Source organism: Arenibacter aquaticus, assembly GCF_003957295.1.
Classification (GTDB): Bacteria; Bacteroidota; Bacteroidia; order Flavobacteriales; family Flavobacteriaceae; genus Arenibacter; species Arenibacter aquaticus.
Genome location: NZ_RQPJ01000002.1, coordinates 564342 through 586644, shown reverse-complemented (window position 1 = coordinate 586644; position 22303 = coordinate 564342). Strand labels below are relative to the sequence as shown.

The window sequence follows — 22303 nt, the reverse complement described above, 5'->3', positions numbered from 1 at the left end:
TTATATCAACCTCTTCGCTTAAAATAGCCCAATAATTTTTTCACATAACTTTCATCCACCCTACAGTTCAGTACCCCGCAACCAGATTTGGTGAAGGTATCCTGGAAATAGGCAACACGTTCATTGTAATGCTTGCCATAGGCCATTCTTACTTTTTTGGACTGGGTGTTTACCAGTTGAATGGCTCCTGTTTCCGCATCCTGCATTTGAACCATTCCTAAATTGGGAATGGTCTCTTCCCTTTCATCAAAAACCCTAATTCCGGTGAGATCGTGTTTCTTGCCCGTAATGCGTAGGGTTTGTAAATAATCGTCGGCGATAAAATCCGAGAGAACAAATACAATAGCCTTTTTCTTCATTACGTTCGTAAGGAATTTAAGCGCGGCCCCTAGATTTGTTTCCGTGCTTTTTGGGGAGAATTCCAATAATTCCCTTATAATTCTCAGGGCATGACTTTTTCCCTTTTTTGGAGGTATGTAGAGCTCAACCTCATTGGTAAATAATAAGAGTCCAACCTTGTCATTGTTCTGGAGTGCAGAAAAAGCCAATGTGGCCGATATCTCTGTGATTACTTCTTTCTTAAACTGATTGCTGGTTCCAAAGAGCTCCGATCCACTAACGTCTACCATCAACATCATGGTAAGTTCCCTTTCCTCTTCAAAGACCTTTACGTATGGTTCATTGTAGCGGGCAGTAACATTCCAATCTATGGAGCGTACGTCATCACCAAATTGATATTGACGCACCTCGCTGAAAGTCATACCCCTTCCCTTAAAGGTAGAGTGGTACTCCCCACCAAAGATATGGTCGGAAAGACGTCTTGTCTTTATCTCAATTTTTCGAACTTTTTTTAATAATTCCTTGGTGTCCATTTTCAGTTTTCAGTTTGCAGTAAAAGTATTCAGGCACAGTTTTTAGGGGTAAAAAGACCTTGGCTTACTGTGGGCGGATAACTGTAGACTGATTAAGGTACTTCTATCTCGTTTACGATCTTATTTATGATCTCCTCAGAAGTAATGTTTTCGGCTTCAGCCTCATAGGTGATCCCTATTCTATGCCTAAGCACGTCATGGATAACCGCCCTTACATCTTCCGGTACAACGTAGCCCCGCCTCTTGATAAAGGCATAGCATTTGGCAGCAACCGCCAAGTTGATACTACCCCTAGGGGAGGCACCAAAGCTAATTAGAGGTTTTAGGCTTTCCAGATTGTATTTTTCGGGATAACGGGTCGCAAAAATAATGTCCAGAATATATTTTTCAATTTTCTCGTCCATATAAACATCCTTGACCGCGTTTTGGGCACTTAAAATCTGTTCAATGCTCACCACTGGATTTACCTTCTCATAGGCGCCGTTGAGATTTTGGCGAATAATTAATTGTTCTTCGCTGAGCTTAGGGTAGTCTATAACGGTTTTTAACATAAAACGGTCTACCTGGGCTTCTGGTAGAGGGTAAGTACCTTCCTGTTCCACGGGATTCTGGGTTGCCATAACCAAAAATGGCTTGTCCAAAGTAAAAGTTTCATCTCCAATGGTCACCTGTTTTTCCTGCATGGCTTCCAGTAAGGCAGATTGTACCTTGGCAGGAGCACGGTTTATCTCATCCGCTAAAACAAAATTGGCGAATATGGGGCCTTTCTTGATAGAAAAGTCGTTTACCTTCATATTATAGATCATGGTTCCTACCACATCGGCAGGTAAAAGATCCGGGGTAAATTGTATTCGGCTAAAACTTCCCTGGACAGCTTTTGCCAAAGTGTTTATGGCCAATGTTTTTGCCAATCCGGGAACACCTTCCAAAAGAATGTGCCCTTTTCCCAAAAGACCAATAAGCAATCGTTCAACCATATGTTTTTGACCAACGATTACTTTGTTCATTTCCAAAATAAGTAGGTCTATAAAAGCACTCTCCTTGGCAATCTTCTCATTCACGGCGCTAATATCAACCGAAGTATTTTCTTCCATATAATCCTTTGTTTTGTTTTGTTAAAGTGGTTTGCTCCAAAAAGTGGATGCAAATTGAAAATTTATTTAGTTAATGGCTGTTAATGTATGGTTAAAAGTTATGCAATGCCCCTAGTTTTATGAACTATTTAAGGGAATTATTCATAATTTCACAAACATATGAAAAATAAAACATCTTATTCCAGAATTATTTTGGGGAGCAGTACTGGGCATAAGAAAGTAGTTGTTTCGCAAGTTTTATAGTGGCCTTGGCTTGAGGAGGAATTAAAGGTCCCCTATTTGCCTTTAGGCCGTTTCCAGATAATTTATGTCCTGACTTAATTGTGGTTGCTTTTATTTATTAGACCTGCTTGGGTCTAAGGGGGCCTTTTTATTTTAAGAATAGAGCTTGGTGGACTTGATGGAAATATGAGGGAGATGTAGGGATTTTTTTGTATTTCTTAATATCTTACAGCAAGTTTTGTGCCCAGAGGCTCTTAGGCTATTGCCGTTTTTGTCAAGATCATCGTTTATTTTGAAGATTTATTTTTTGTTGTATAGGACGGATTGGTGGGTGATGCTTGAGAATGGGCAGACCAGTAAAAGAATTAATTAATATAGAATTTAGCTTTATGAGTATTTCCATGAATGAGAAACCAATAGCATTTATAACAGGGGCCACCAGTGGGATAGGTTTGGAGACGGCCAAACTTTTTGCAACACATAAAATAAATTTGGTTATTTGCGGAAGGCGCAGGCAGCGTTTGGAGGCATTGAAAAAAGAGCTTTCCAGGTATACCAAGGTTTTTTTTCTGGAGTTTGATGTACAGGACAAAAATGCCGTATTTGAGGCTGTTGATTCTCTTCCGGAAGAATTTTCCAACATCAGTATTTTAATCAATAACGCGGGCAATGCCCACGGACTACATTCTATAGAGGATGGGGATTTGGATGATTGGGAAGCTATGATGGATATAAACGTGAAGGGGCTGTTGTACGTTTCCAAGGCCATTATGCCTAAAATGATAGAGAATAAGTTTGGACATATTATAAACATAGGCTCTATAGCGGGCAAGGAAGTATATCCAAAAGGTAATGTGTACTGTGCAAGTAAGTATGCGGTAGATGCAATAAATCAGGGGATGCGTATAGATTTGAACAAATACGGCATTCGTGTAGGTGCCATAAATCCGGGATTGGTGGAAACAGAATTTAGTGAGGTCCGATTTAAAGGCGATAAGGAGAAAGCTTCCGATACCTATGAGGGCTACCAGCCCTTGCGTCCCGAGGATATTGCGGATATAATCCATTTTGTGGTCACGAGGCCATACCATGTAAACATAGCCGACTTGCTGGTGTTGCCAACGGCACAGGCCAGTGCTACTATAGTGAATAAGCAAAAATGATCAATAAGCGCCTTCTTGTAAAAAACCTGCTGGCCCATAATGATGAAAATAGTTTTTATGACAAAAAGCGCTTTATCAATATTGGGCAGAAGGAAGGGAAGGCCAAATTTTTAAAACATGTTTGCGCCTTGGCCAATAGTAATCCTTACAACAATTCCTTTATTGTTGTAGGGGTAGAGGATGAGGACAATAAGATAGTGGGGGTAGATTTTTTTGATGATAGTAAAATTCAAAATCTAGTCAATGCCTATTTGGACAATCCGCCCTTGATTGCCTATGAAAATATACCCTTTCCCAATTTGCCCCAAGGCAAGGTGGTTGGCTTGGTCACCATTAAATCGGGTGGTAAGGTGTGTTCCTTGCGAAAGAATATTTGGAAGTATTACGGAGGGGCTGTTTTTTTTAGGGATGGGAGTATAAGTATGCCCAAAGCTTATGGCATCGAATTAAAGGACACCAATGCGGGGGCAGTTGCAAGGATAGAGCAACATGCCAAAAATAATATAGAGCTGACCCTTGACGGGGTAGTAGATTTTCTCAATGAGCGTCATAAGGATTTGAACAGCTACTATAAGGTGTTTAAGGAGCAATTTGTGGTATGTTGGGCAGGCATTCAAAAGAAGGTCAAGGATGAAACCTATTATTCGCGTGTGGACATAGAACTCATTAATGAACAGGTCAAACTGTTTTATTCGGAATTTGACGAGATTACTATTGCCTATGACGAAGATTCCTTTACTACCATAGAATATGTGCAGTTGGGTTTGAGCAATCGACAAAAATACTTTCCTCTGGAAAAGGTAGTCATTACCTTTATGGATAATGGTACTTATACCATTAAGAGTGATTTAATATTTGAGCCGCCCCAATATGATAAAAAGAATCTACACCATATATATAATGCCAATATTGCCTTACTAAAGAAAATAGAAAAAGGCATTCCTTTGGTTCCGCATGAAGAGGAGGATCTGCAACTTATTTCCGATACTTTTTTAATTTGTTACGTCAACGGTTTTGAAGATTCCAAGGAGATCATGGAAAATGCAAAACCTATGATGAAAAGGTATAACAATCATGTATATCAGTCCCTTAAAGAATCCTTGCGCATAATAAGAAAGATGAAATACAATTAGATAGTCTTTATCTTAGGCCTTATCTAGTTGTGTCTGGTCTGGTAGGGATTCTATGGCTCCATAGTTCATGGTGGTGATAGCTCCGGCCTTATTGGCCTGTTCTACCATTTTTTCCAATATGGCAGACTCGGAAAATAGAGTGTCCACCTCCTTGACTTGGGAGATTTGTTTAAGTAGACACCCAATAAAGGCATCACCTGCTCCGGTGGTATCTACAGGGTTAACCTTGATGCTGGGGATTATTTTTTTATGGGTCGGGCTGCTCAAATACGTGCCTTCCCCGCCTAGGGTTACCGTTATTATCTTTGTTCCAAGGCCATGTAAATACGTACAGGCATCTTCAATATTGTCTTTGCCTGAAATGAGCTGGGCTTCCTCAAGGCTAAATTTGCACAAATGGGATTTTTTAATGAACGGGAGGCATTTTTGCACAAAAACGTCCTCTGTTCCCTTCCAGAGGTCGGTCCTGAAATTAGGGTCGAAGGAAATAAAACTATCACTCAAAATGGCTTCCTGGAAATATCGGGAATAGGTCTCTTCCAATTGACCGCCGAGAAAAGAAGTGGCGGCACCAAAATGTAAAATCTGATCCTTGAACCTACTTTTTAGATTGGGGTCATGGGTCAATTCTTTATCCGCTCCGCGGCTAAAGACAAAATCGCGTTCCCCATCCTCGGCCAAAGAAACAAAAGCCAAGGTGGTAAAAGTATTGGAGCGCTGTGCCAGGCTAACATCTACCCGGTAATTTTTTAGGGTATTCATAAGGAAAGTGCCAAATGGGTCGTTGCCTACGCAGCCTATAAAATAACTGTTGCCTTCCAGTTTAGAAATGGCAGAGGCTACATTGGCCGGGGCACCACCGGCTTTTTTACTAAAATTGGTGGCCTTGGAAAGGTCATTGCCCTGTTTTTCGGCTACAAAATCTATTAGTAATTCCCCAATGCAGAAAACATTTTTCATCCCCTATGTTGTTTTAAAGTGTAAATTAAGCAGAAATATGGATTTATTGTAAACAACTTGCCCCTAATTTAGTTTAATTAGGGGCAAGTTGTGAAATGTAACTATTTTAAAGTTCCAAATAAGATGTTTATCCACATTTAGAGGATCCGCAATCCTTGCAGGTAAGACAACCTTCTTGATAGATTAGATTACTGGAACTGCAGGAATCACATTTTTGACCCTTTGCAGCCGTTCCGTCGGCCACATATCGTTTTAGGGCTCTGGCCACCCCATTCTTCCAAGTGTTTATAGACTCGCTGTCCAATTGTAGGCTGTTAATTAGGTCTACTACCTTTTCTATAGCCATTCCATGTCTAAGTGTACTAGAAATTAATTTGGCGTAATTCCAGTATTCTGGATTAAATTTATGTGATAGGCCCTCAATGGTGGTTTTATATCCCCTCTTGTTTTTATACTGAAAGTCGTATCTGGTAGTGCCGTCATCGTTCTTGCTTTTAATGATGAGTCCGTTATTTACCCAACGTGGAAGAAGGATCCCATCTTCATCGTCTGCCATACCCGTAAAAATCTCATAAGGACGGTCGTCTATTATACCTATAAAGGCAATCCATTTTTCTTTGTTATTTTGGAGTCGAACCACATCTGCATCCAGGACCTGGGGCCTTTTGGTGGGGAAAGGGGTTAGGGATTCTTCTTTTTCGGCGTTTGTTGTTTCGTTGGAGATCAAAACACCAGACCTGGAGCCGTCCCTGTATACGGTAACACCTTTGCAACCTGCTTTCCAAGCCTCCAAATACAATTTCCCAACAAGGGATTCGGAGACATCGTTGGGGAGGTTTATGGTAACACTTATGCTGTGGTCTACCCATTTTTGTACGGCACCTTGTAAACGTACTTTTTGCAGCCAGTCCACATCATTGGAGGTGGCTTTATAGTACGGGGATTGTTGTACTATCTTTTCCAGTTCTTCCTGACTGTAATTTTTGGTGGTGTCTAAACCGTTTACAGACATCCATTGTTTAAATTTATGGTGAAAAACAATGTATTCTTCCCAAGAGTCCCCTACTTCATCCACGAAATCTACCCGGACATCCTTATCGTTGGGATTAACTTTTCTACGGCGCTTGTATACAGGTAGGAATACTGGTTCAATACCCGAGGTAGTTTGGGTCATAAGGCTTGTGGTGCCAGTAGGGGCAATGGTTAACAAGGCTATATTTCTACGCCCGTATTCCAGCATCTCATAATATAACTTCTCATCAGCATCCTTTAGTCGCAATATAAAAGGGTTGTTTTTTTCCCTTTCAGCATCAAAAATCTGAAACGCACCACGATCCTTAGCCGTATGTACAGAGGCGCGGTAAGCTTCCAATGCAATGGTCTTATGGACTTCTATTGCAAATTTGTTGGCCTCGTCACTACCGTAGCGTAGGCCCAGAGCAGCCAGCATATCCCCTTCGGCAGTGATGCCTATCCCAGTTCTGCGTCCTTGGGCGGCTTTTTCTTTTATATTCTTCCATAGGTTGTATTCCACGGATTTGGTTTCCTCCAATTCTGGATCCGACTCTATCTTTTCCAAGATGACATCTATTTTTTCCAATTCAAGGTCAATAATGTCGTCCATTATGCGTTGGGCCACGGCAATATGTTTCTTGAACAAGTCATAATTAAAGCTGGCCTTGTCTGTAAAAGGCTGCTCTACATAGGAGAATAGGTTAATGGCCAACAATCTACAGGAATCGTAGGGACAAAGCGGGATTTCGCCACAGGGGTTTGTTGAAACGGTCTTGTAGCCTAAGTCTGAATAACAATCCGGAACGGATTCCTTAATAATGGTATCCCAAAATAGAATACCGGGTTCGGCAGATTGCCATGCATTATGAACTATTTTATCCCATACTTTTTTTGCGTCTATATTTTTGGACACTTTGGGATTGGAATTATGGGTAGGGAATTTTTGGGTATATGGTTTTCCGCTTTCAACAGAGGACATAAAATCATCGTCTATCCTTACGGAGACATTGGCCCCGGTTACTTTTCCTTGTTCCATTTTGGCATCAATAAAGTCTTCCGCATCCGGATGGTTTATGGATACCGATAACATTAGCGCGCCTCTCCGGCCATCTTGGGCCACTTCACGGGTACTGTTGGAGTAGCGTTCCATAAAGGGTACCAACCCGGTAGAGGTGAGGGCCGAGTTCTTAACTGACGAACCTTTGGGTCTAATGTGGGATAGGTCGTGGCCAACGCCGCCTCGGCGCTTCATAAGCTGTACCTGCTCTTGATCTATTTTCATGATTCCTCCGTAGGAATCCGATAACCCTTCGTTGCCAATAACAAAGCAGTTGGACAGGGAGGCAATTTGAAATGGATTTCCTATGCCGGCCATTGGGCTGCCTTGGGGTACTATGTATTTAAAGTTTTGGATGTGCTCAAAAATTTCCTGCTCACTTAAAGGATTGGGGTATTTTTGTTCTACGCGTGCAATTTCTCTAGCAATGCGCCTATGCATGTCATCTGGTGTCAACTCATATATGTTGCCTTCAGAATCTTTAAGAGCGTATTTGTTGACCCAAACCCTGGCTGCAAGGTCATCTCCTTTAAAATATTCCAGGGAAGCATTGAAAGCTTCATCCTGAGTGTATGTTTTCTTGGGTTCCTTGGCAATTTCTGTTGACATATAGTGGTATTTTTAAGTTAATGTGCTTCTGCGATAAGGTGCAAAAGTATTAAAAAAAGAGGTACATATAATATGACATATATCATGAAAGTTTACAAGTAAATTGATGTAAAGAGCTAGTAGTCAGTAATCTAAGAATTTATCAACATAAAAAAGTTAACAAATAAATATTACTTTTCTTTTAATGTGTTTTGTAAAGATCTCTTTTTAAGGAGGCTAGGGTCTGACTATTTTTTAAGGATGTAAACGAAGGAAAAAAAAGGGCTGTTGGAAGTGTTATGGTTTTATAAAATTCCATTTTTACCATGGTTATTTTCCTGTTATTTGCGATTTTTGCGGAATGAGAAAATTGGTAATTGGAGATTTACATTCCGGATTAAAAGCTCTTAAGCAGGTATTGGAAAAGGCAAAAGTCACTCCAAGTGACCATCTAATATTTTTAGGGGACTATGTAGACGGTTGGAGCGAAGCTGTTGGTACGGTGAATTTTTTAATGGAACTTAAAACCACCCATCGCTGTACTTTTATTAGGGGTAACCATGATGAACTCTGTAATGATTGGCTAAAAGAAAGGAAGCACAATCCACTCTGGTTGCAACATGGGGGCAAGGCAACCTTGGAATCGTATGCCAAGGCGGGGGAAGAAATAAAATTGGCACATATAGATTTTTATGATAATTTAGAGAATTATTACTTAGATGAGGATAATCGCTTGTTTATCCATGCAGGATTTACTAACTTAAGGGGAGTGTCACATGAATATTTTACCAAAACTTATTATTGGGACAGGACCTTGTGGGAAATGGCGCTTTCGTTAGATCCAAACCTTTCGTTAGGGGATGAAATATACCCACAGCGACTAACCCATTATAAGGAGATATTTATAGGGCATACCCCTGTTACCAGAATAGGTAGGACTACCCCTAAAAATGCGGCCAATATTTGGAATGTTGATACTGGGGCTGCCTTTCGGGGGCCTTTGACCATAATGGATATAAGTACCAAGCAATATTGGCAAAGTGATCCGGTATATTTGTTTTATCCTTCCGAAAGTGGTAGGAATTAAATTAATCTGTCTCCACAGGTAGATTATCAAGATTAATGAAGATATTTACATAAAATTTGAAGCATGTCTAATAAGAACGTTAGAATAGAAGTAATGAAATCCATAGAGGATAAGGTGGATGGGTTTATAGACCAGTACCTTATTCCAATCCAGGATATTTGGCAGCCCACAGATTTTTTGCCCGATACCCAAAGTGAGGGGTTTATGGATCATGTAAACCAGATTAGGGAAGAAGCAAAAGAATTGGGTTATGATCTTTGGGTTACCTTGGTAGCCGATACCATAACCGAGGAAGCATTGCCAACCTATGAGTCTTGGTTAATGGATGTAGAAGGGATAGACCAACATGGTGAAAATAAGAACGGTTGGTCTAAATGGGTCCGTCATTGGACTGCGGAGGAAAACCGTCACGGGGATGTATTGAACAAATATTTATATCTTTCCGGTAGGGTAAATATGAGGGAAATGGAAATTACCACCCAGCATTTAATTGCCGATGGTTTTGATATTGGAACAGATAGGGATCCCTATAAGAACTTTGTATATACTACATTTCAGGAATTGGCTACCAATATTTCCCATAAAAGAGTTGGGCAAATGTGCAAAAAAGGAGGGAATAGCCTTTTAGGTAAGATGTGTACCATAATTGCCGGTGACGAAATGCGTCATCATTTGGCATATAGGGAATTTGTAAAGGTCATATTTGAGAACGACCCCAGCCAGATGATGTTGGCCTTTGCCGATATGATGAAAAAGAAAATTGTAATGCCGGCCCATTTCCTAAGGGAATCTGGAGGTAGTATAGGAACGGCTTTTGAAACTTTTTCCAATTGCGCCCAAAGATTAGGAGTCTATACGGCCCAAGATTATATAGATATTTTAAAGAAATTGAATGCCTATTGGGAGTTGGACAATGTTCGTGGACTTAACGATGATGCGGAAAGAGCTAGGGACTACCTAATGAAATTGCCAGACAGGTTGCAACGCATTGCCAGTAGGATGAAATTCCCCGAAGAGGAATATAGGTTTAAGTGGGTGGAAGCCAATGGAAGAATGGTTTAATATATAAACAGTGCCATAGCTAATTTGATAGGGTAATTCTCTAAAAGTATGGCTACAAAGAGTAAATAAGAAAGGGCAGGATTTATTTCTGCCCTTTTTTATTTTATATCTTTTTGTCTTTCTTGTAAGCGGTAAAGACTATTATAGCTTGCCTCTTTTATGCTCTTCCTGCCATTTGTTTAATTCTTTCCATTTGCCTTCATAAGCCATTTTTGCCTGCATGGGCCAAGAGGCTGGATCGTGCATTTTGTACCTTGCTCCCCCGGAAAGTAGGACCTCCTGACATTTGTCTACAGGTGTTTCGGAAAGGTCTTTCCAGGTTTTTATATTAAAGGAATAGAACAATTCCTGTATTTTGGGGCCTATACCTTCCACCAATTTTAAGTCGTCCTGCTTTATGGCTTTTCCAAATACTGCTTTTGCGGCGGTAGCATCAAAGCTTGGTTTGGTTTCTGTTTTAGGTGCTGAGGTTATAGCTTGGCTTGCAACTATTGGATTGTCCTTTTGGGATAAGCTCTTGTTGCATTCCAGTAATGCGGCTTCCAATTGGCTATTTTTGTCTTTTAAGGACTTTAACTCTTGTGAATTATCGGATCCCGAGTTTTTTCCTTTTCCCAGTAGATAGCCAAAATAGGCGCATACTATTCCTACTAAGGCAGGAATTAGCCAACACCAGATATTAATGTTTTCCATAAATGTAAGGTTTAAAGGTTGTTATTTAGTTGATAAAGTTAATTCCGGTTTTTCTTTTACTTTCTTTATAAGCTCCTGTTTCCCTGTATTGGGGATCATGGTGGCGGTAGAAGTGTTTGCTTGCTTTGAAGAACATTCACTGCAAAGTGCAATATAAAAATAGGTTCCCGCAATAATGGCGATAATAATACCCAGCAAATTGGTGGTTTTTTTGGACATTTTGGCGATTGTTAGGAGTTTAGTCTAAATGTATTAAAAAATTGCTTAAATGTTAAAGAAAAACGCTCTTAAATATTAGGAGTCAATGTGTTATGTTTTGGGGGTGTTGAGGAAATAGGATAAGCGTGCTACTTGTAGCAAATGTGAAGAATAATTTCTTGCTTGGTTTTTATTTTGAGATTGCCTGCATACCTATGTTTCGTAAAAAGAAATGCAAGTGGTTTAATTTCAAACATTTGCATGTAAATTGGGAGTAATTTACCAATTATACAAATTTTCTTACCATCTACATAATTTGGCTTTTATGCTCCGTATTTAATTTGGAGTTTAGCGCAAATATTAAAACTATATAGCCTTGTTTCTCCCGACAAAGTTCCGGCATTGGAATAAGGCTTTTTTTAATAGATATTTGAGTTGGTTAGGTTAAATCCGTAGCTATTTCTAATTTACCTATTCGGGGGGAGGGGAAATTGTTAAGTGGCTACGGGTTTATAGCTTTCAAGCTTTACAATTATATTTTAAATTAGTTTGGTTGGTTATTTAATGCCACTAGGTGGAATTTGGGCTTTGCTCCTTATACCTAGTGGCATTTTTTTGTGGTTGATTTTTAAATATCAAATTTAATACCTTGGGCCAAAGGTAATTGGGTAGTGTAATTAATGGTGTTTGTTTGTCTGCGCATATATACCTTCCAAGCATCAGAACCAGATTCCCTTCCTCCGCCTGTTTCTTTCTCTCCTCCAAAGGCTCCACCAATTTCGGCTCCTGAGGTACCTATGTTTACATTGGCAATACCGCAATCACTGCCCTGGGCAGATAAAAACCGTTCTGCCTCCCGGAGGTTATTGGTCATTATGGCAGAAGATAGCCCTTGGACCACACCGTTTTGGATCTCAATGGCGTTTTCAACCTCTCCTGAGTACTTTAAAAGATATAGAACTGGGGCAAACGTCTCGTGTTGTACTATTTCAAAGCTGTTTTTGGCCTCTGCAATAGCTGGCCTAACGTAACAACCGCTTTCATATCCTTTGCCTTCCAAAAGGCCGCCTTCCACAATAAGCTTGCCTCCTTCTTCTACCACTTTTGATAAGGCGTTCTGGTAATTTTTAACGGCATCAGTGTCAATTAAAGGGCCTACATGGTTCTTCTCATCCAAGGGATTGCCAATCCGCAATTGTTTATAGGCGGTTACAATGGCCTCCTTAACCCTGTCGTATATAGATTCGTGGATAATTAGTCTTCGAGTAGAAGTGCAGCGTTGGCCGGCCGTACCTACAGCTCCAAAAACGGCGCCAATGACTGTCATTTTAATATCGGCGTCCGGACTAACTATAATGGCGTTGTTGCCGCCTAGTTCCAGTAGGGATTTTCCCAATCGTGATGCTACCGCCTGGGCAACAATTTTCCCCATGCGTATAGAGCCGGTAGCGGAAACCAAAGGTATCCGTTTGTCGTGGGTCATAAATACCCCTACCTTATAATCACCATTTATTAAACAGGAGATTCCCTCTGGTAGATTATTGGCCTTAAAGACCTCGGCCGCAATATTCTGGCATGCTATTCCGCAAAGAGGAGTTTTTTCACTAGGTTTCCACACGCAAACATCACCGGCCACCCATGCCAAGGCTGTATTCCAGGCCCATACCGCCACGGGAAAATTAAAGGCAGAAATAATGCCCACTACCCCCAGCGGATGATATTGTTCGTACATCCTGTGTCCGGGCCTTTCGGAATGCATGGTAAGACCATGGAGTTGTCTGGATAGGCCTACAGCAAAATCGCATATATCTATCATCTCCTGAACCTCTCCCAATCCTTCTTGGTAAGATTTTCCCATTTCGTAGGAAACCAATTTTCCCAGTGGCTCTTTCAGTTCCCTTAGCTTTTGTCCAAATTGCCGAACAATTTCACCCCGTTGTGGTGCCGGTTTGGTTCGCCAGGCCTTAAAGGCAGCGGTGGCCGTGTCCATTACCTGGCTGTAATCTTTTGCGGAGGTTGTTCTTACCTTGGCTATCAAGGCTCCATCAACAGGGGAGTAGGACTCTATTAATTCTCCTGATGAAAAGTGTTTGGAGCCCGTTGAGGTTCCGTCATTTATATCGTGGATCCCTAGAAGCTCTAAAGCTTCCTGGATGCCAAATTTCTGTGCGATGTCTGACATATGTAACTTTTTAATCTGTTATTGTTATATTTTTTCAAATCTACAAATTAATATATAGTCATTGGCAACAGCACCTTATTTATATAAATATGTACTGCTCATAGGTAGGTTTTTTGAAACCTATGGGAACTGCCCGGTAGCTTATGGACTTTATTAAAAGTAGACAGGTGCCCCCTTATTGGTCTTCCTTGGCAAAAAACCGCTCATCTACCGGCATAACGGTTCCACACTGGTCACAGCTGCGAAGTTCTTTGGAGCTATAGAAGGTTTTAAAGTGTGCCAAAAAATCCTTTTCTATGTCATTAAGGGTAAAATAAGCTTCGTACAGCTTATGGTTGCAGTTGTCACAAAACCAAAGTAGTCCGTCCTTTACCTCCAGGTCTGCCCGCTTCCGTTCAATTACCAATCCTATAGATCCGGCATGACGCACAGGGGAGTGAGGTATCTTGGCAGGATGAAGGTACATATCGCCAGGGCCTAGATTCATGGTTTTTTTTTGGCCATCTTCTTGTATATGGACCTCGATATTTCCTTCTAGCTGATAAAAAAGTTCTTCGGTTTCGTTATAGTGATAATCCTTTCTGGCATTAGGGCCTGCAACGATCATAACAATGTAATCCCCCGATTCCTTATATAGATTTTTATTTCCAACGGGAGGCTTAAGGGAATCCCTATTTTCGGAAATCCACTTGGTTAGGTTAAAGGGCTTTTTAACAGACATATAGGTTTCTTATAGTAGTTAATAATAAACCATATTTCTACAAGTATAGGTAATTGGCCCAGACCAAGACTATAAACTTAATATGGTATAATATCAAAAATAAGAAATCTAATGCTCATAAAGGGGAACTAGCGATAGAAGAGTTGGGTGAAATACAACTTGCCTTCCGAATTTCTTTTGACACTCACGGCCGTATGGGTAAATTCTCCCTCTATAGTTTTTCTATGGTTGGCACTGGCAATCCACTTTTCAAATGCCTCAAGAGCTGATTCATAATCTTTAGCTACATTTTCTGAAACATAGGAAGCGTTTACCTCGGCAGAGATGTTGGATGCACGGTCACTAAAATTATCGTGGTTTATAGACCCCGTAGCTATCATATGGTCTGTATGTTTATTGGCATATTCATAGGCAATGGCACTATAGTCCAGTTTGCCGAAGCCCATTGTATATCTATGGGAGTTAACAATAGTTAGCAATTCCTGTTCAATTTCAACTGCATTTTCGGCCTCGCCAGAACTTTCCGGTTCAGTTGACTCCTTGCTACATGAGAGTATTACAAATGCGAACAAAAGCATTACTGCAGAATGCATTTTCATTTTCATATAATGTTCTATTTGTAAGTAGGAGAAAAGGAAGAATGGGGAATTCTTGTGTTCTCAAAGTTGGCTTCTCAATGACCAACACCGTAATATTAAATAAAAATGTTGGAGGTAAAGTTGGGATAGGGAAAATATTCGATGAAATGCACAAAGGGCATCCTGTGTTGTAATCCAAGTAGTACGAACTGCGAAGATAGTTCGCCTATTTCATACTGTGTTGCCTAGGGGGCAGTCCTTTTTGGATACAAAGACAGCAGCATAATTTGGATGGTGATAGTCTAATTTTTTATGCTTTCAAAAACATCTCCCCAATGGAAATCCTTTTATCTTTACTTTATAAAATTGTTCGTTTTATGAAGATATTGGCCCGTACCCTACTATTCCTTTTGGTAATTGCCTGTAACCAAAGAAAAGAAACAGAAAAAATAGAAGTTGATAATCTAAATCTGTACAAGGAGTATATAACCGAGGTAAGTCATGGAATTATTTCCACAAAGTCAGAAGTAAGGGTAGTTTTGAACCGGCCTCTACCGTCGTGGGAGGCTGGCCAGGAATTGGATAGGGGATTAATAGAGGTGTTTCCCCAGACCAAAGGCAAGGTGGTGGTATTGAACAGTAGAACACTGGCCTTTATACCAGAAAATGGTTTTGAACAGGATAAGACTTATCGTTTTGCATTGCAACTAGATAAAATAGTAGATGAGGTTCCAGAGGAATTGAACGTATTTCGTTTCAGTATTAAAACCTTAAAACAGCAATTCAATGTGTATACCAATGCCCTGCAATCCTATTCCAAGGACTTTCAATATATTGAAGGCCAATTAAAAACCGCAGATCAGTTAAGCTTAGATGATGCCCGTAGTTTAGTTAGCGTAAGTCTAAGGGGGAAGGATATTCCATTAAAGTTTAATGCAGCCATTGCCCAAGGCACTCAATTTCATTTTAAAATAGACAGTATCCCCCGTTTTACGGAAGATAGCGAATTGGAAGTTGCCTGGGACGGAACAGCTATAGGTATTTCAAATTCTGGTAGTAATACCATTAAAATTCCGGGTAAGGGCAATTTTACTATTTTGGGTGTAGAGGTGGAATCTGCCGAAAGTCAGGTGGTGTACATCAATTTTTCGGATCCCTTAAAGAAAGGACAAAATGTAAAGGGTTTGGTTGTTCTGGAAGGCGATGGCGATCCCAAATATGACATAGTGGGCAATACCCTAAAAGTGTACCCTTCCAAAGAAATTGAAGGAACCAGGCGACTCGAAATATTTGAAGGCATCCAAAGTATTGATGGTATAAGGTTAAGTACCACGCGCACGGAGCGCATAGCTTTTGAGCAAATAAAACCTGAAGTACGGCTTTTGTCCAACGGTACCATTTTGCCATCTTCCCATAATCTTAAAATTAATTTTGAAACGGTAAATTTAAAATCGGTCAAGGTAACCGTGCTTAGATTGTTCGAAAGCAATATTCTACAATTTTTACAAGGGAACAATCTTAACGGGAATTATAACTTAAAAACAGTGGCCCGGCCCATTGCGACCAAAAAATTGGATTTGGTGACCAACCTCACTGCCAATAATGGAAAATGGTCCGCACATGCATTGGACTTAAGGTCTTTGATCAGTCCGCAACCCGGAGCAATGTACAGGGTAGAATTTAGTTTTAATCCCTCCTATAGCCTTTATAAATGTGATGCTACCAATTTTGAGCCGGAAAACGAACAAGAAACCGATTTTGACCAAGAATCGGAAAGCAGTATGTGGGATGGGCCAGAGTCCTATTACGGGGGGTACTATAGTAATTATAACTGGAACGAAAGGGAAAATCCCTGTCATACTTCCTATTATTACAACAAAACGGTAGGGGCCAATATCTTGACTTCAGATCTTGGGATTACGGTAAAAATGGGGGTCAATAAAAGCTATTTTATTGCGGTCAATGATCTTATAAGTACTAGGCCCGTAGCGGGCGCTAAAGTAACCTTTTACAATTACCAACAACAGCCTATTGGCCATGTGCTTACGGAGGTTGATGGCACCTCTATTTTTGACGCCGATCAACATGCATATTTTGCCCTGGCGGAGAGCAATGGGCAGAAAACCTATGTTAAGCTAAGTGATGGAAATGCGCTATCTGTAAGTAAATTCAATGTAGATGGGGAAGCTGTTCAAAAGGGGATCAAAGGTTTTATTTTTGCGGAAAGAGGTGTTTGGCGCCCGGGAGATAAGTTGTTTCTAAATTTTATGCTCAACGATAGAGGCAATCGCCTACCTGAAGGGCATCCGGTGAAATTGGAATTGATAGATCCTTATAATAAAGTGGTGCACCGTGTAATAAAGACGTACGCTCTAAACAATCATTATAATTTTGTTGTACAGACCGATGACAATGCGCCTACGGGCCGTTGGTTGGCAAAGGTTAGTGTTGGTGGGGCAAGTTTTGCCAAAACTATCCAATTAGAGACCATAAAACCAAATAGGTTAAAGATCAAAACAGCCTTTTCTAAAGAGGTCTTGTCCAGTAAGGAACCAATAAAAGGAACATTGGAAGTGGCTTGGTTGCACGGGGCCGTAGCAAAGAATTTAAAAGCGGATGTTACGGCCAAATTCAATGCCGGAACAACCACTTTTGAAAAGTACCCGGCCTATGTATTTGATGATCCTACCCGTGCTTTTGAAACGGAGGAGCAATTGGTTTTTAATAGTAGGGTTAATGATTTGGGCAAGGCCGAATTTTCTATGAACCCGCAGATAAAAGGAAGGGCTCCAGGAATGCTAACGGCTGCATTTATGACCAAGGTGTATGAAAGTGGTGGTGATTTTAGTACGGATGTATTTACAAAGCGCTTTTCTCCTTTTAACACCTATGTGGGATTAAATGTGCCAAAAGGAGATACGGCAAGGGGCATGTTGCTTACTGATGAAAGCCATACATTTGAGGTAGTCACCGTTGACGAAAATGGCATTGCCAAACCAACCAAGGATTTGAAGGTTAGTGTTTATAAAATTAATTGGAGATGGTGGTGGGAAACTTCTGCCGATAACCTTTCCAGTTTTAGCAGTAGTGAGTATCAGGAAAAGGTATTGGAAAAGATCATAAGTACCAATTCTGAGGGGAAGGCCTCCTTTAATTTTGAATTGAAATATCCTGAATGGGGCCGGTACATGGTGAGGGTCGAGGATACAAAAGGAGGACATGCCACCGCCAAGCCTATATACTTGGATTGGCCTGGGTGGGCCGGAAAGTCCATGAAAAACGACCCTACAGCTGCCACCATGCTGGTATTTTCTACAGATAAGGAGGTGTACAAGGTAGGGGAGACCGCTACCATAACCTTTCCCGGATCCGAAGGGGGCAGGGCCTTGGTGACGGTGGAAAATGGCAATGAAGTGTTGCATGCCCTTTGGGTAGAATCAAAAAAAGGGGAAACTAAATTTCAACTCCCCATTACCAAATTGTATGCCCCCAACGTGTATATCAATATAAGCTTATTGCAGCCACATGCCAATACGGTAAATGATTCCCCTATTAGGATGTATGGAGTAGTTCCCATTTTAGTAGAAGACCCTTCCACCAAACTGCAACCAGAAATTTCCATGCCCAGCGTTCTTGCACCGGAAGAGAATATGGTCCTTAAAGTCAAGGAAAAGCAGGGTAGGGATATGACTTACAGCATTGCCATTGTTGATGAGGGCTTGTTGGATCTAACAGGTTTCAAGACCCCTGACCCATGGTCTGCATTCTATGCCCGGGAAGCCTTGGGGGTTAAAAGTTGGGATGTCTATGACGAGGTAATTGGAGCTTTTGGAGGAAGGATAGATCAGGTTTTTGCCATTGGTGGTGATGCGGAATTGGCGGGTGCCAAAAACAAAAAAGCCAACCGATTTAAGCCTATGGTAGTGTATTTAGGCCCATTTTCCCTGAAAAAGGGGGAGGAAAAATCCCATAACATAATGCTGCCAAAATACATCGGGTCTGTGAGGACTATGGTAGTCGCCGGAAATCCGGAAAAGGCAGCTTACGGGATGGCCGATAAAACCACTCCCGTGCGAAAGCCCTTAATGGTTTTGGCGTCTTTGCCAAGGAAAATTACCCCTGGAGAAATAGTGACTTTACCGGTTACCATTTTTGCTATGGAACAGAAGGTTAGGAAAGTGACCTTAAAAATTAAGCCAGACCCGTCCTTCACGGTCCAGGGAAATACTAGCCAAACCCTATCCTTCTCTGAGCCCGATGAGAAAATGGCCTATTTTAAATTAAAGGTGGCAGATTATAAAGGTGTTGGAAAAGTGGTGGTTGAGGCATCAGGAAACGGGGAAAGGGCTTCTTTTGAGATTCCCATAGACGTGATCAACCCCAACCCTCCAACAACCTTGGTTGAAGACATAATATTGGAACCCCAAACCGAAAAAACTATAGACTTGGCCACCTTTGGAATAAGGGGGAGCAATACCTCGCAAATAGAGTGTTCTACCCTGCCCCCTATGAATTTTAACGGGCGGATGCAATATCTGATTAGGTATCCACATGGTTGTTTGGAACAGACAACATCCAGTGCTTTTCCTCAGCTATACCTTGTTGATATATTTGATATAGAAGTAAATAAGAAGAACCAGATCCAGGATAACTTGGAAAGGGCCATAAAAAAAGTGGGATCTTTTCAGCTGCCCGGCGGAGGTTTCTCTTATTGGCCTGGGCAAAATTATGCCGATGATTGGAGCTCATCCTATGTGGGTCATTTCCTGTTGGAGGCAGAGAAAAAGGGCTATGTATTGCCCATAGGTTTCAAATCTTCCTGGATAGCCTATCAGCGTAATATGGCAAAGCAATGGAGGGGCGGAAGCCAAAACCCCGATCTATTGCAGGCATATAGGCTGTATACCTTGGCCTTGTCCGGGAATGCCGATATAGCTTCCATGAACAGGTTGCGCGAAACCTCTGGCCTTTCCAATGAGGGTAAATTCCGATTGGCAGCCACTTACGCCCTTATTGGGCAGGAGACCGTGGCGCAACAATTGATGAATGCTTCAAACTACGATGTAGACAATAGTCCGTCCAGGTACCATACCTATGGCTCTGTAGATCGTAACAGGGCTATGGCTCTGGAGACCTTTGTACTGTTAAATGATAAGGTAAGGGCTCAGGAAATGGCCAAAATATTGGCAGAGCGCCTGAGCAACAATCAATGGATGAGCACCCAAAGTACCTCCTATTGCTTATTGGCGATGGCCAAGTTTGCAAAAATGGTAGGGGGAAGAGGTATTGAGGTTGAGGTAGCTGTAAACGGGGATATTAATTCCATGGCAACCCAAAAAACCCTGGCTTCAATGGACCTAGGTATACAATATGGGGACAACAAAATTCGTCTTACCAACCGTACTGCCAATGTGGTGTATGCAAGTGTGCTGAACAGCGGAGTACTAGCTGTAGGGGAAGAAAGGGTACTGCAGCGCAATTTGCTGGCAAAGGTGGTATATAAAGGTAGGGACGGATCCAAAATAGACCCGGCTTCTATTGTACAGGGCACTAATTTTGTAGCAGAAGTATCCCTGACCAATACCAAGGCCGAAAGCGTAAAAAATGTGGCCTTGTCCGAGGTTTTTCCCAGTGGTTGGGAAATAGTAAATACCCGTTTTACGGATTTTGGAGACTTTGAGGAAAATGATGTTACCTATACCGACCTTAGGGATGATAGGGCCAATTTTTATTTTGATTTAAAAAAGAACGAAACTAGGACCTTTAGGGTATTGTTAAATGCATCCTACTTAGGGAAATATTATTTACCGGGGATACAGGCCGAAGCCATGTATGACAATGACTATGCCGTTCGCACAAAAGGCCAATGGGTAGAAGTGGTACAAAAATAGAAGGAAAAATCTTGAAAAAAATGGATTAATTGGGCGCAACCATTTTATACTTTTTGCATTCTTATATAAAAATAAGAAAACACATGAAAAAAGGAATTCAATTTATGATTTTTGGAACAGTACTATTGGGAAGCTTACTTACCGGGTGCAGCACGGATAATAGTATTGAATGCCCTGAGGATTTTACCGGATCGTTGGTAGACGAAGAAAATAATTTATTGGGTACTTGGCAGTTATCGGCCATAGTAGCGGGGGAGGAAGTAGACCTAACAGATGATAATGAGGAGAATCCAGACACCGATATATATGTGCAATATACGGCCTGTGAAAAAGATACAGAGTATACCTTTGGGTCAGATCGTGCCTATGTATACTCACAGGCAACTAATGAGTCTAACTGCAGTAATATGGTAACCATTACCGGAACCTGGAAACTTGCCAATGGGTCATTGGGCTTGGTAGGTAATTGTAGCGTACAAAATTTGAACGTGGTATTTAATGACGATAAATCGGCCTTTTCGGTAACCTCTAATTATACTATTACAGATGTGAACGGGGTGTCCGTGCAGACAGATGTCACTTTTACCTACAGTAAGCTGGAACCAACGCCATAATTACTGTTGTGCCTATTTGATGGGTTCTCCTATGGGATTTAAAGCCATAGAGGGTAGTTTAAAGATTAGGGAGAAAAGGTGGGGATAGCTAAATTACAGGAAGGTGTATGTCCGTATTAGGGGGCAAATCACCTTCCGTACCATTGCTCTCCTTTAGTACCTTATTAAAAATAAAGGCGCCAATTTCCTTGACCGGGGAGTATAATATGGATTCATCTATAGACTCCTGTTTTACAAAACCCAGTTGGTTGTTGCTCTTTTCAAAGAACACCAAAAAGGCACCGAAGATCACGGCAACTTTGAGTGCGCCAAACACCCCTCCAGCTATTCTGTTTAGCAATCCCAGCATGGCAAAATCAGCTATTTTGGTCAATAATTTCCCCGCCATGGTAACAATCAAGACTATTAGGATAAAGGTGGTAATAAAAGAAATAGTGTTCATATACCTTTCGTTCCAATCCATATTTTCAGAAAGATATTCACCTACTATGTACGAACAATGAATGGCCCCATAGAGTCCGGCAATCAAGGCCACAAGGGATGCCAATTCTACAAAAAGACCATTTCTAATCCCCTTGTACAGACCGTAAATCAACATTAATCCCAATATAGTATCCAATACGCCCATAACAAAAGTCTTTTGACAAATATAAAACTTTGATTTGTACCTTTGAACAATTCTGGAAAGCTTCATTAAACGAGTGGGGCATCAGAACTAATTTAGCTTAAACTACTATGTCGAGAGATACACAATTAAAGGAGAGATGGGAAGAACTGGTTGCTAAACTGTCTTCACAATTTGCGGATAACGACCCCATGGAACTGGATGCCATAATCTATTTAGTGGGCGTACAGGAATTAGGACAACTCCACAGAACCTTTAAGAAGGATGAGAAATTAAATCTCATGCATATTGCAATATGTAGGTTGTTGGAACCCTATGGGTATTATGAATTTGATTTTTTTGATGAGGATGGGTGGCCACATTATACCATTAAAGAAGAATTGCCACCCCTGAAGGCAGGAGAGCAATCCGTTCTAATGAAAGAGGCCCTAGTAAGCTATTTTTTGGAAAAAGAGTATATAGGCTAAGGGTGTTACCATCCCATTTGGGGTAACTTCCTGTTCTCGGAGGCTTATTAAAGGCGTGTGGAATTTACGAGGTGGTCCGCTG

Annotated in this window: 17 protein-coding genes; 7 read left to right on the top strand and 10 right to left on the bottom strand. The window is 41.1% G+C overall.

Annotation, left to right across the window (positions count from 1 at the left end):
• Positions 1–5: 5 nt before the first annotated feature.
• Positions 6–872, bottom strand: a complete 867-nt coding sequence (locus EHW67_RS05390) for a DUF58 domain-containing protein (protein WP_126161335.1) — start codon at positions 870–872, stop codon at positions 6–8.
• Positions 873–964: 92 nt separating this feature from the next.
• Positions 965–1966: an AAA family ATPase gene (locus EHW67_RS05385; protein ID WP_126161334.1), complete on the bottom strand. Its 1002-nt coding sequence runs from the start codon at positions 1964–1966 to the stop codon at positions 965–967.
• 611 nt (positions 1967–2577) lie between these two features.
• Here EHW67_RS05385 and EHW67_RS05380 point away from each other — a divergent pair.
• Positions 2578–3351, top strand: a complete 774-nt coding sequence (locus EHW67_RS05380; protein ID WP_394343577.1) for an SDR family NAD(P)-dependent oxidoreductase — start codon at positions 2578–2580, stop codon at positions 3349–3351.
• Positions 3348–4484: an ATP-binding protein gene (locus EHW67_RS05375; protein WP_126161333.1), complete on the top strand. Its 1137-nt coding sequence runs from the start codon at positions 3348–3350 to the stop codon at positions 4482–4484. The genes EHW67_RS05380 and EHW67_RS05375 overlap by 4 nt, the downstream gene beginning before the upstream one ends.
• 12 nt (positions 4485–4496) lie before the next feature.
• On the opposite strand, the gene EHW67_RS05370 is transcribed toward EHW67_RS05375, so the two are convergent.
• Both EHW67_RS05370 and EHW67_RS05365 read right to left on the bottom strand, forming a co-directional pair.
• Positions 4497–5444, bottom strand: a complete 948-nt coding sequence (locus EHW67_RS05370) for a carbohydrate kinase family protein (RefSeq protein ID WP_126161332.1) — start codon at positions 5442–5444, stop codon at positions 4497–4499.
• Between the two features lie 127 nt (positions 5445–5571).
• Positions 5572–8124, bottom strand: a complete 2553-nt coding sequence (locus EHW67_RS05365; protein WP_126161331.1) for an adenosylcobalamin-dependent ribonucleoside-diphosphate reductase — start codon at positions 8122–8124, stop codon at positions 5572–5574.
• A gap of 340 nt (positions 8125–8464) precedes the next feature.
• Between EHW67_RS05365 and EHW67_RS05360 the strand changes: the two genes are divergently transcribed.
• Together EHW67_RS05360 and EHW67_RS05355 are read left to right on the top strand one after the other, a co-directional pair.
• The gene (locus EHW67_RS05360) at positions 8465–9190 is read left to right on the top strand and encodes a metallophosphoesterase (protein WP_126161330.1); all 726 of its coding nucleotides are present in this window, start codon (positions 8465–8467) and stop codon (positions 9188–9190) included.
• 63 nt (positions 9191–9253) lie between these two features.
• Positions 9254–10252, top strand: a complete 999-nt coding sequence (locus EHW67_RS05355; RefSeq protein WP_126161329.1) for an acyl-ACP desaturase — start codon at positions 9254–9256, stop codon at positions 10250–10252.
• A 141-nt stretch (positions 10253–10393) separates the two neighbouring features.
• Here the strand turns inward: EHW67_RS05355 and EHW67_RS05350 are convergent, their stop codons facing one another.
• From EHW67_RS05350 to EHW67_RS05330, 5 genes are all read right to left on the bottom strand, one after another.
• The gene (locus tag EHW67_RS05350; protein WP_126161328.1) at positions 10394–10945 is read right to left on the bottom strand and encodes a hypothetical protein; all 552 of its coding nucleotides are present in this window, start codon (positions 10943–10945) and stop codon (positions 10394–10396) included.
• Between the two features lie 21 nt (positions 10946–10966).
• Positions 10967–11164 (bottom strand): hypothetical protein, encoded by a 198-nt coding sequence (locus EHW67_RS05345; RefSeq protein WP_126161327.1) that lies wholly within the window; start codon positions 11162–11164, stop codon positions 10967–10969.
• Between the two features lie 607 nt (positions 11165–11771).
• Positions 11772–13325, bottom strand: coding sequence for an L-piperidine-6-carboxylate dehydrogenase (gene amaB / locus EHW67_RS05340; RefSeq protein ID WP_126161326.1), 1554 nt, complete (start codon positions 13323–13325; stop codon positions 11772–11774).
• Between the two features lie 175 nt (positions 13326–13500).
• Complete coding sequence (locus tag EHW67_RS05335) at positions 13501–14046, bottom strand: 3-hydroxyanthranilate 3,4-dioxygenase (protein WP_126161325.1); 546 nt, start codon at positions 14044–14046, stop codon at positions 13501–13503.
• 128 nt (positions 14047–14174) lie between these two features.
• Positions 14175–14651 (bottom strand): CAP domain-containing protein, encoded by a 477-nt coding sequence (locus EHW67_RS05330; protein WP_126161324.1) that lies wholly within the window; start codon positions 14649–14651, stop codon positions 14175–14177.
• A 308-nt stretch (positions 14652–14959) separates the two neighbouring features.
• Between EHW67_RS05330 and EHW67_RS05325 the strand changes: the two genes are divergently transcribed.
• Together EHW67_RS05325 and EHW67_RS05320 are read left to right on the top strand one after the other, a co-directional pair.
• The gene (locus tag EHW67_RS05325) at positions 14960–20515 is read left to right on the top strand and encodes an alpha-2-macroglobulin family protein (RefSeq protein ID WP_238389847.1); all 5556 of its coding nucleotides are present in this window, start codon (positions 14960–14962) and stop codon (positions 20513–20515) included.
• A gap of 83 nt (positions 20516–20598) precedes the next feature.
• Positions 20599–21129, top strand: a complete 531-nt coding sequence (locus EHW67_RS05320; RefSeq protein WP_126161323.1) for a DUF5004 domain-containing protein — start codon at positions 20599–20601, stop codon at positions 21127–21129.
• Positions 21130–21217: 88 nt separating this feature from the next.
• Here EHW67_RS05320 and EHW67_RS05315 read toward each other — a convergent pair whose 3' ends face one another.
• Positions 21218–21757: a CvpA family protein gene (locus EHW67_RS05315; RefSeq protein WP_126161322.1), complete on the bottom strand. Its 540-nt coding sequence runs from the start codon at positions 21755–21757 to the stop codon at positions 21218–21220.
• A 107-nt stretch (positions 21758–21864) separates the two neighbouring features.
• On the opposite strand from EHW67_RS05315, the gene EHW67_RS05310 reads away from it, so the two are divergent.
• Positions 21865–22221 carry a hypothetical protein gene (locus EHW67_RS05310; RefSeq protein ID WP_126161321.1) on the top strand — a complete coding sequence of 119 codons (357 nt, stop codon included), beginning with the start codon at positions 21865–21867 and terminating at the stop codon, positions 22219–22221.
• The last annotated feature ends 82 nt before the right edge of the window (positions 22222–22303 follow it).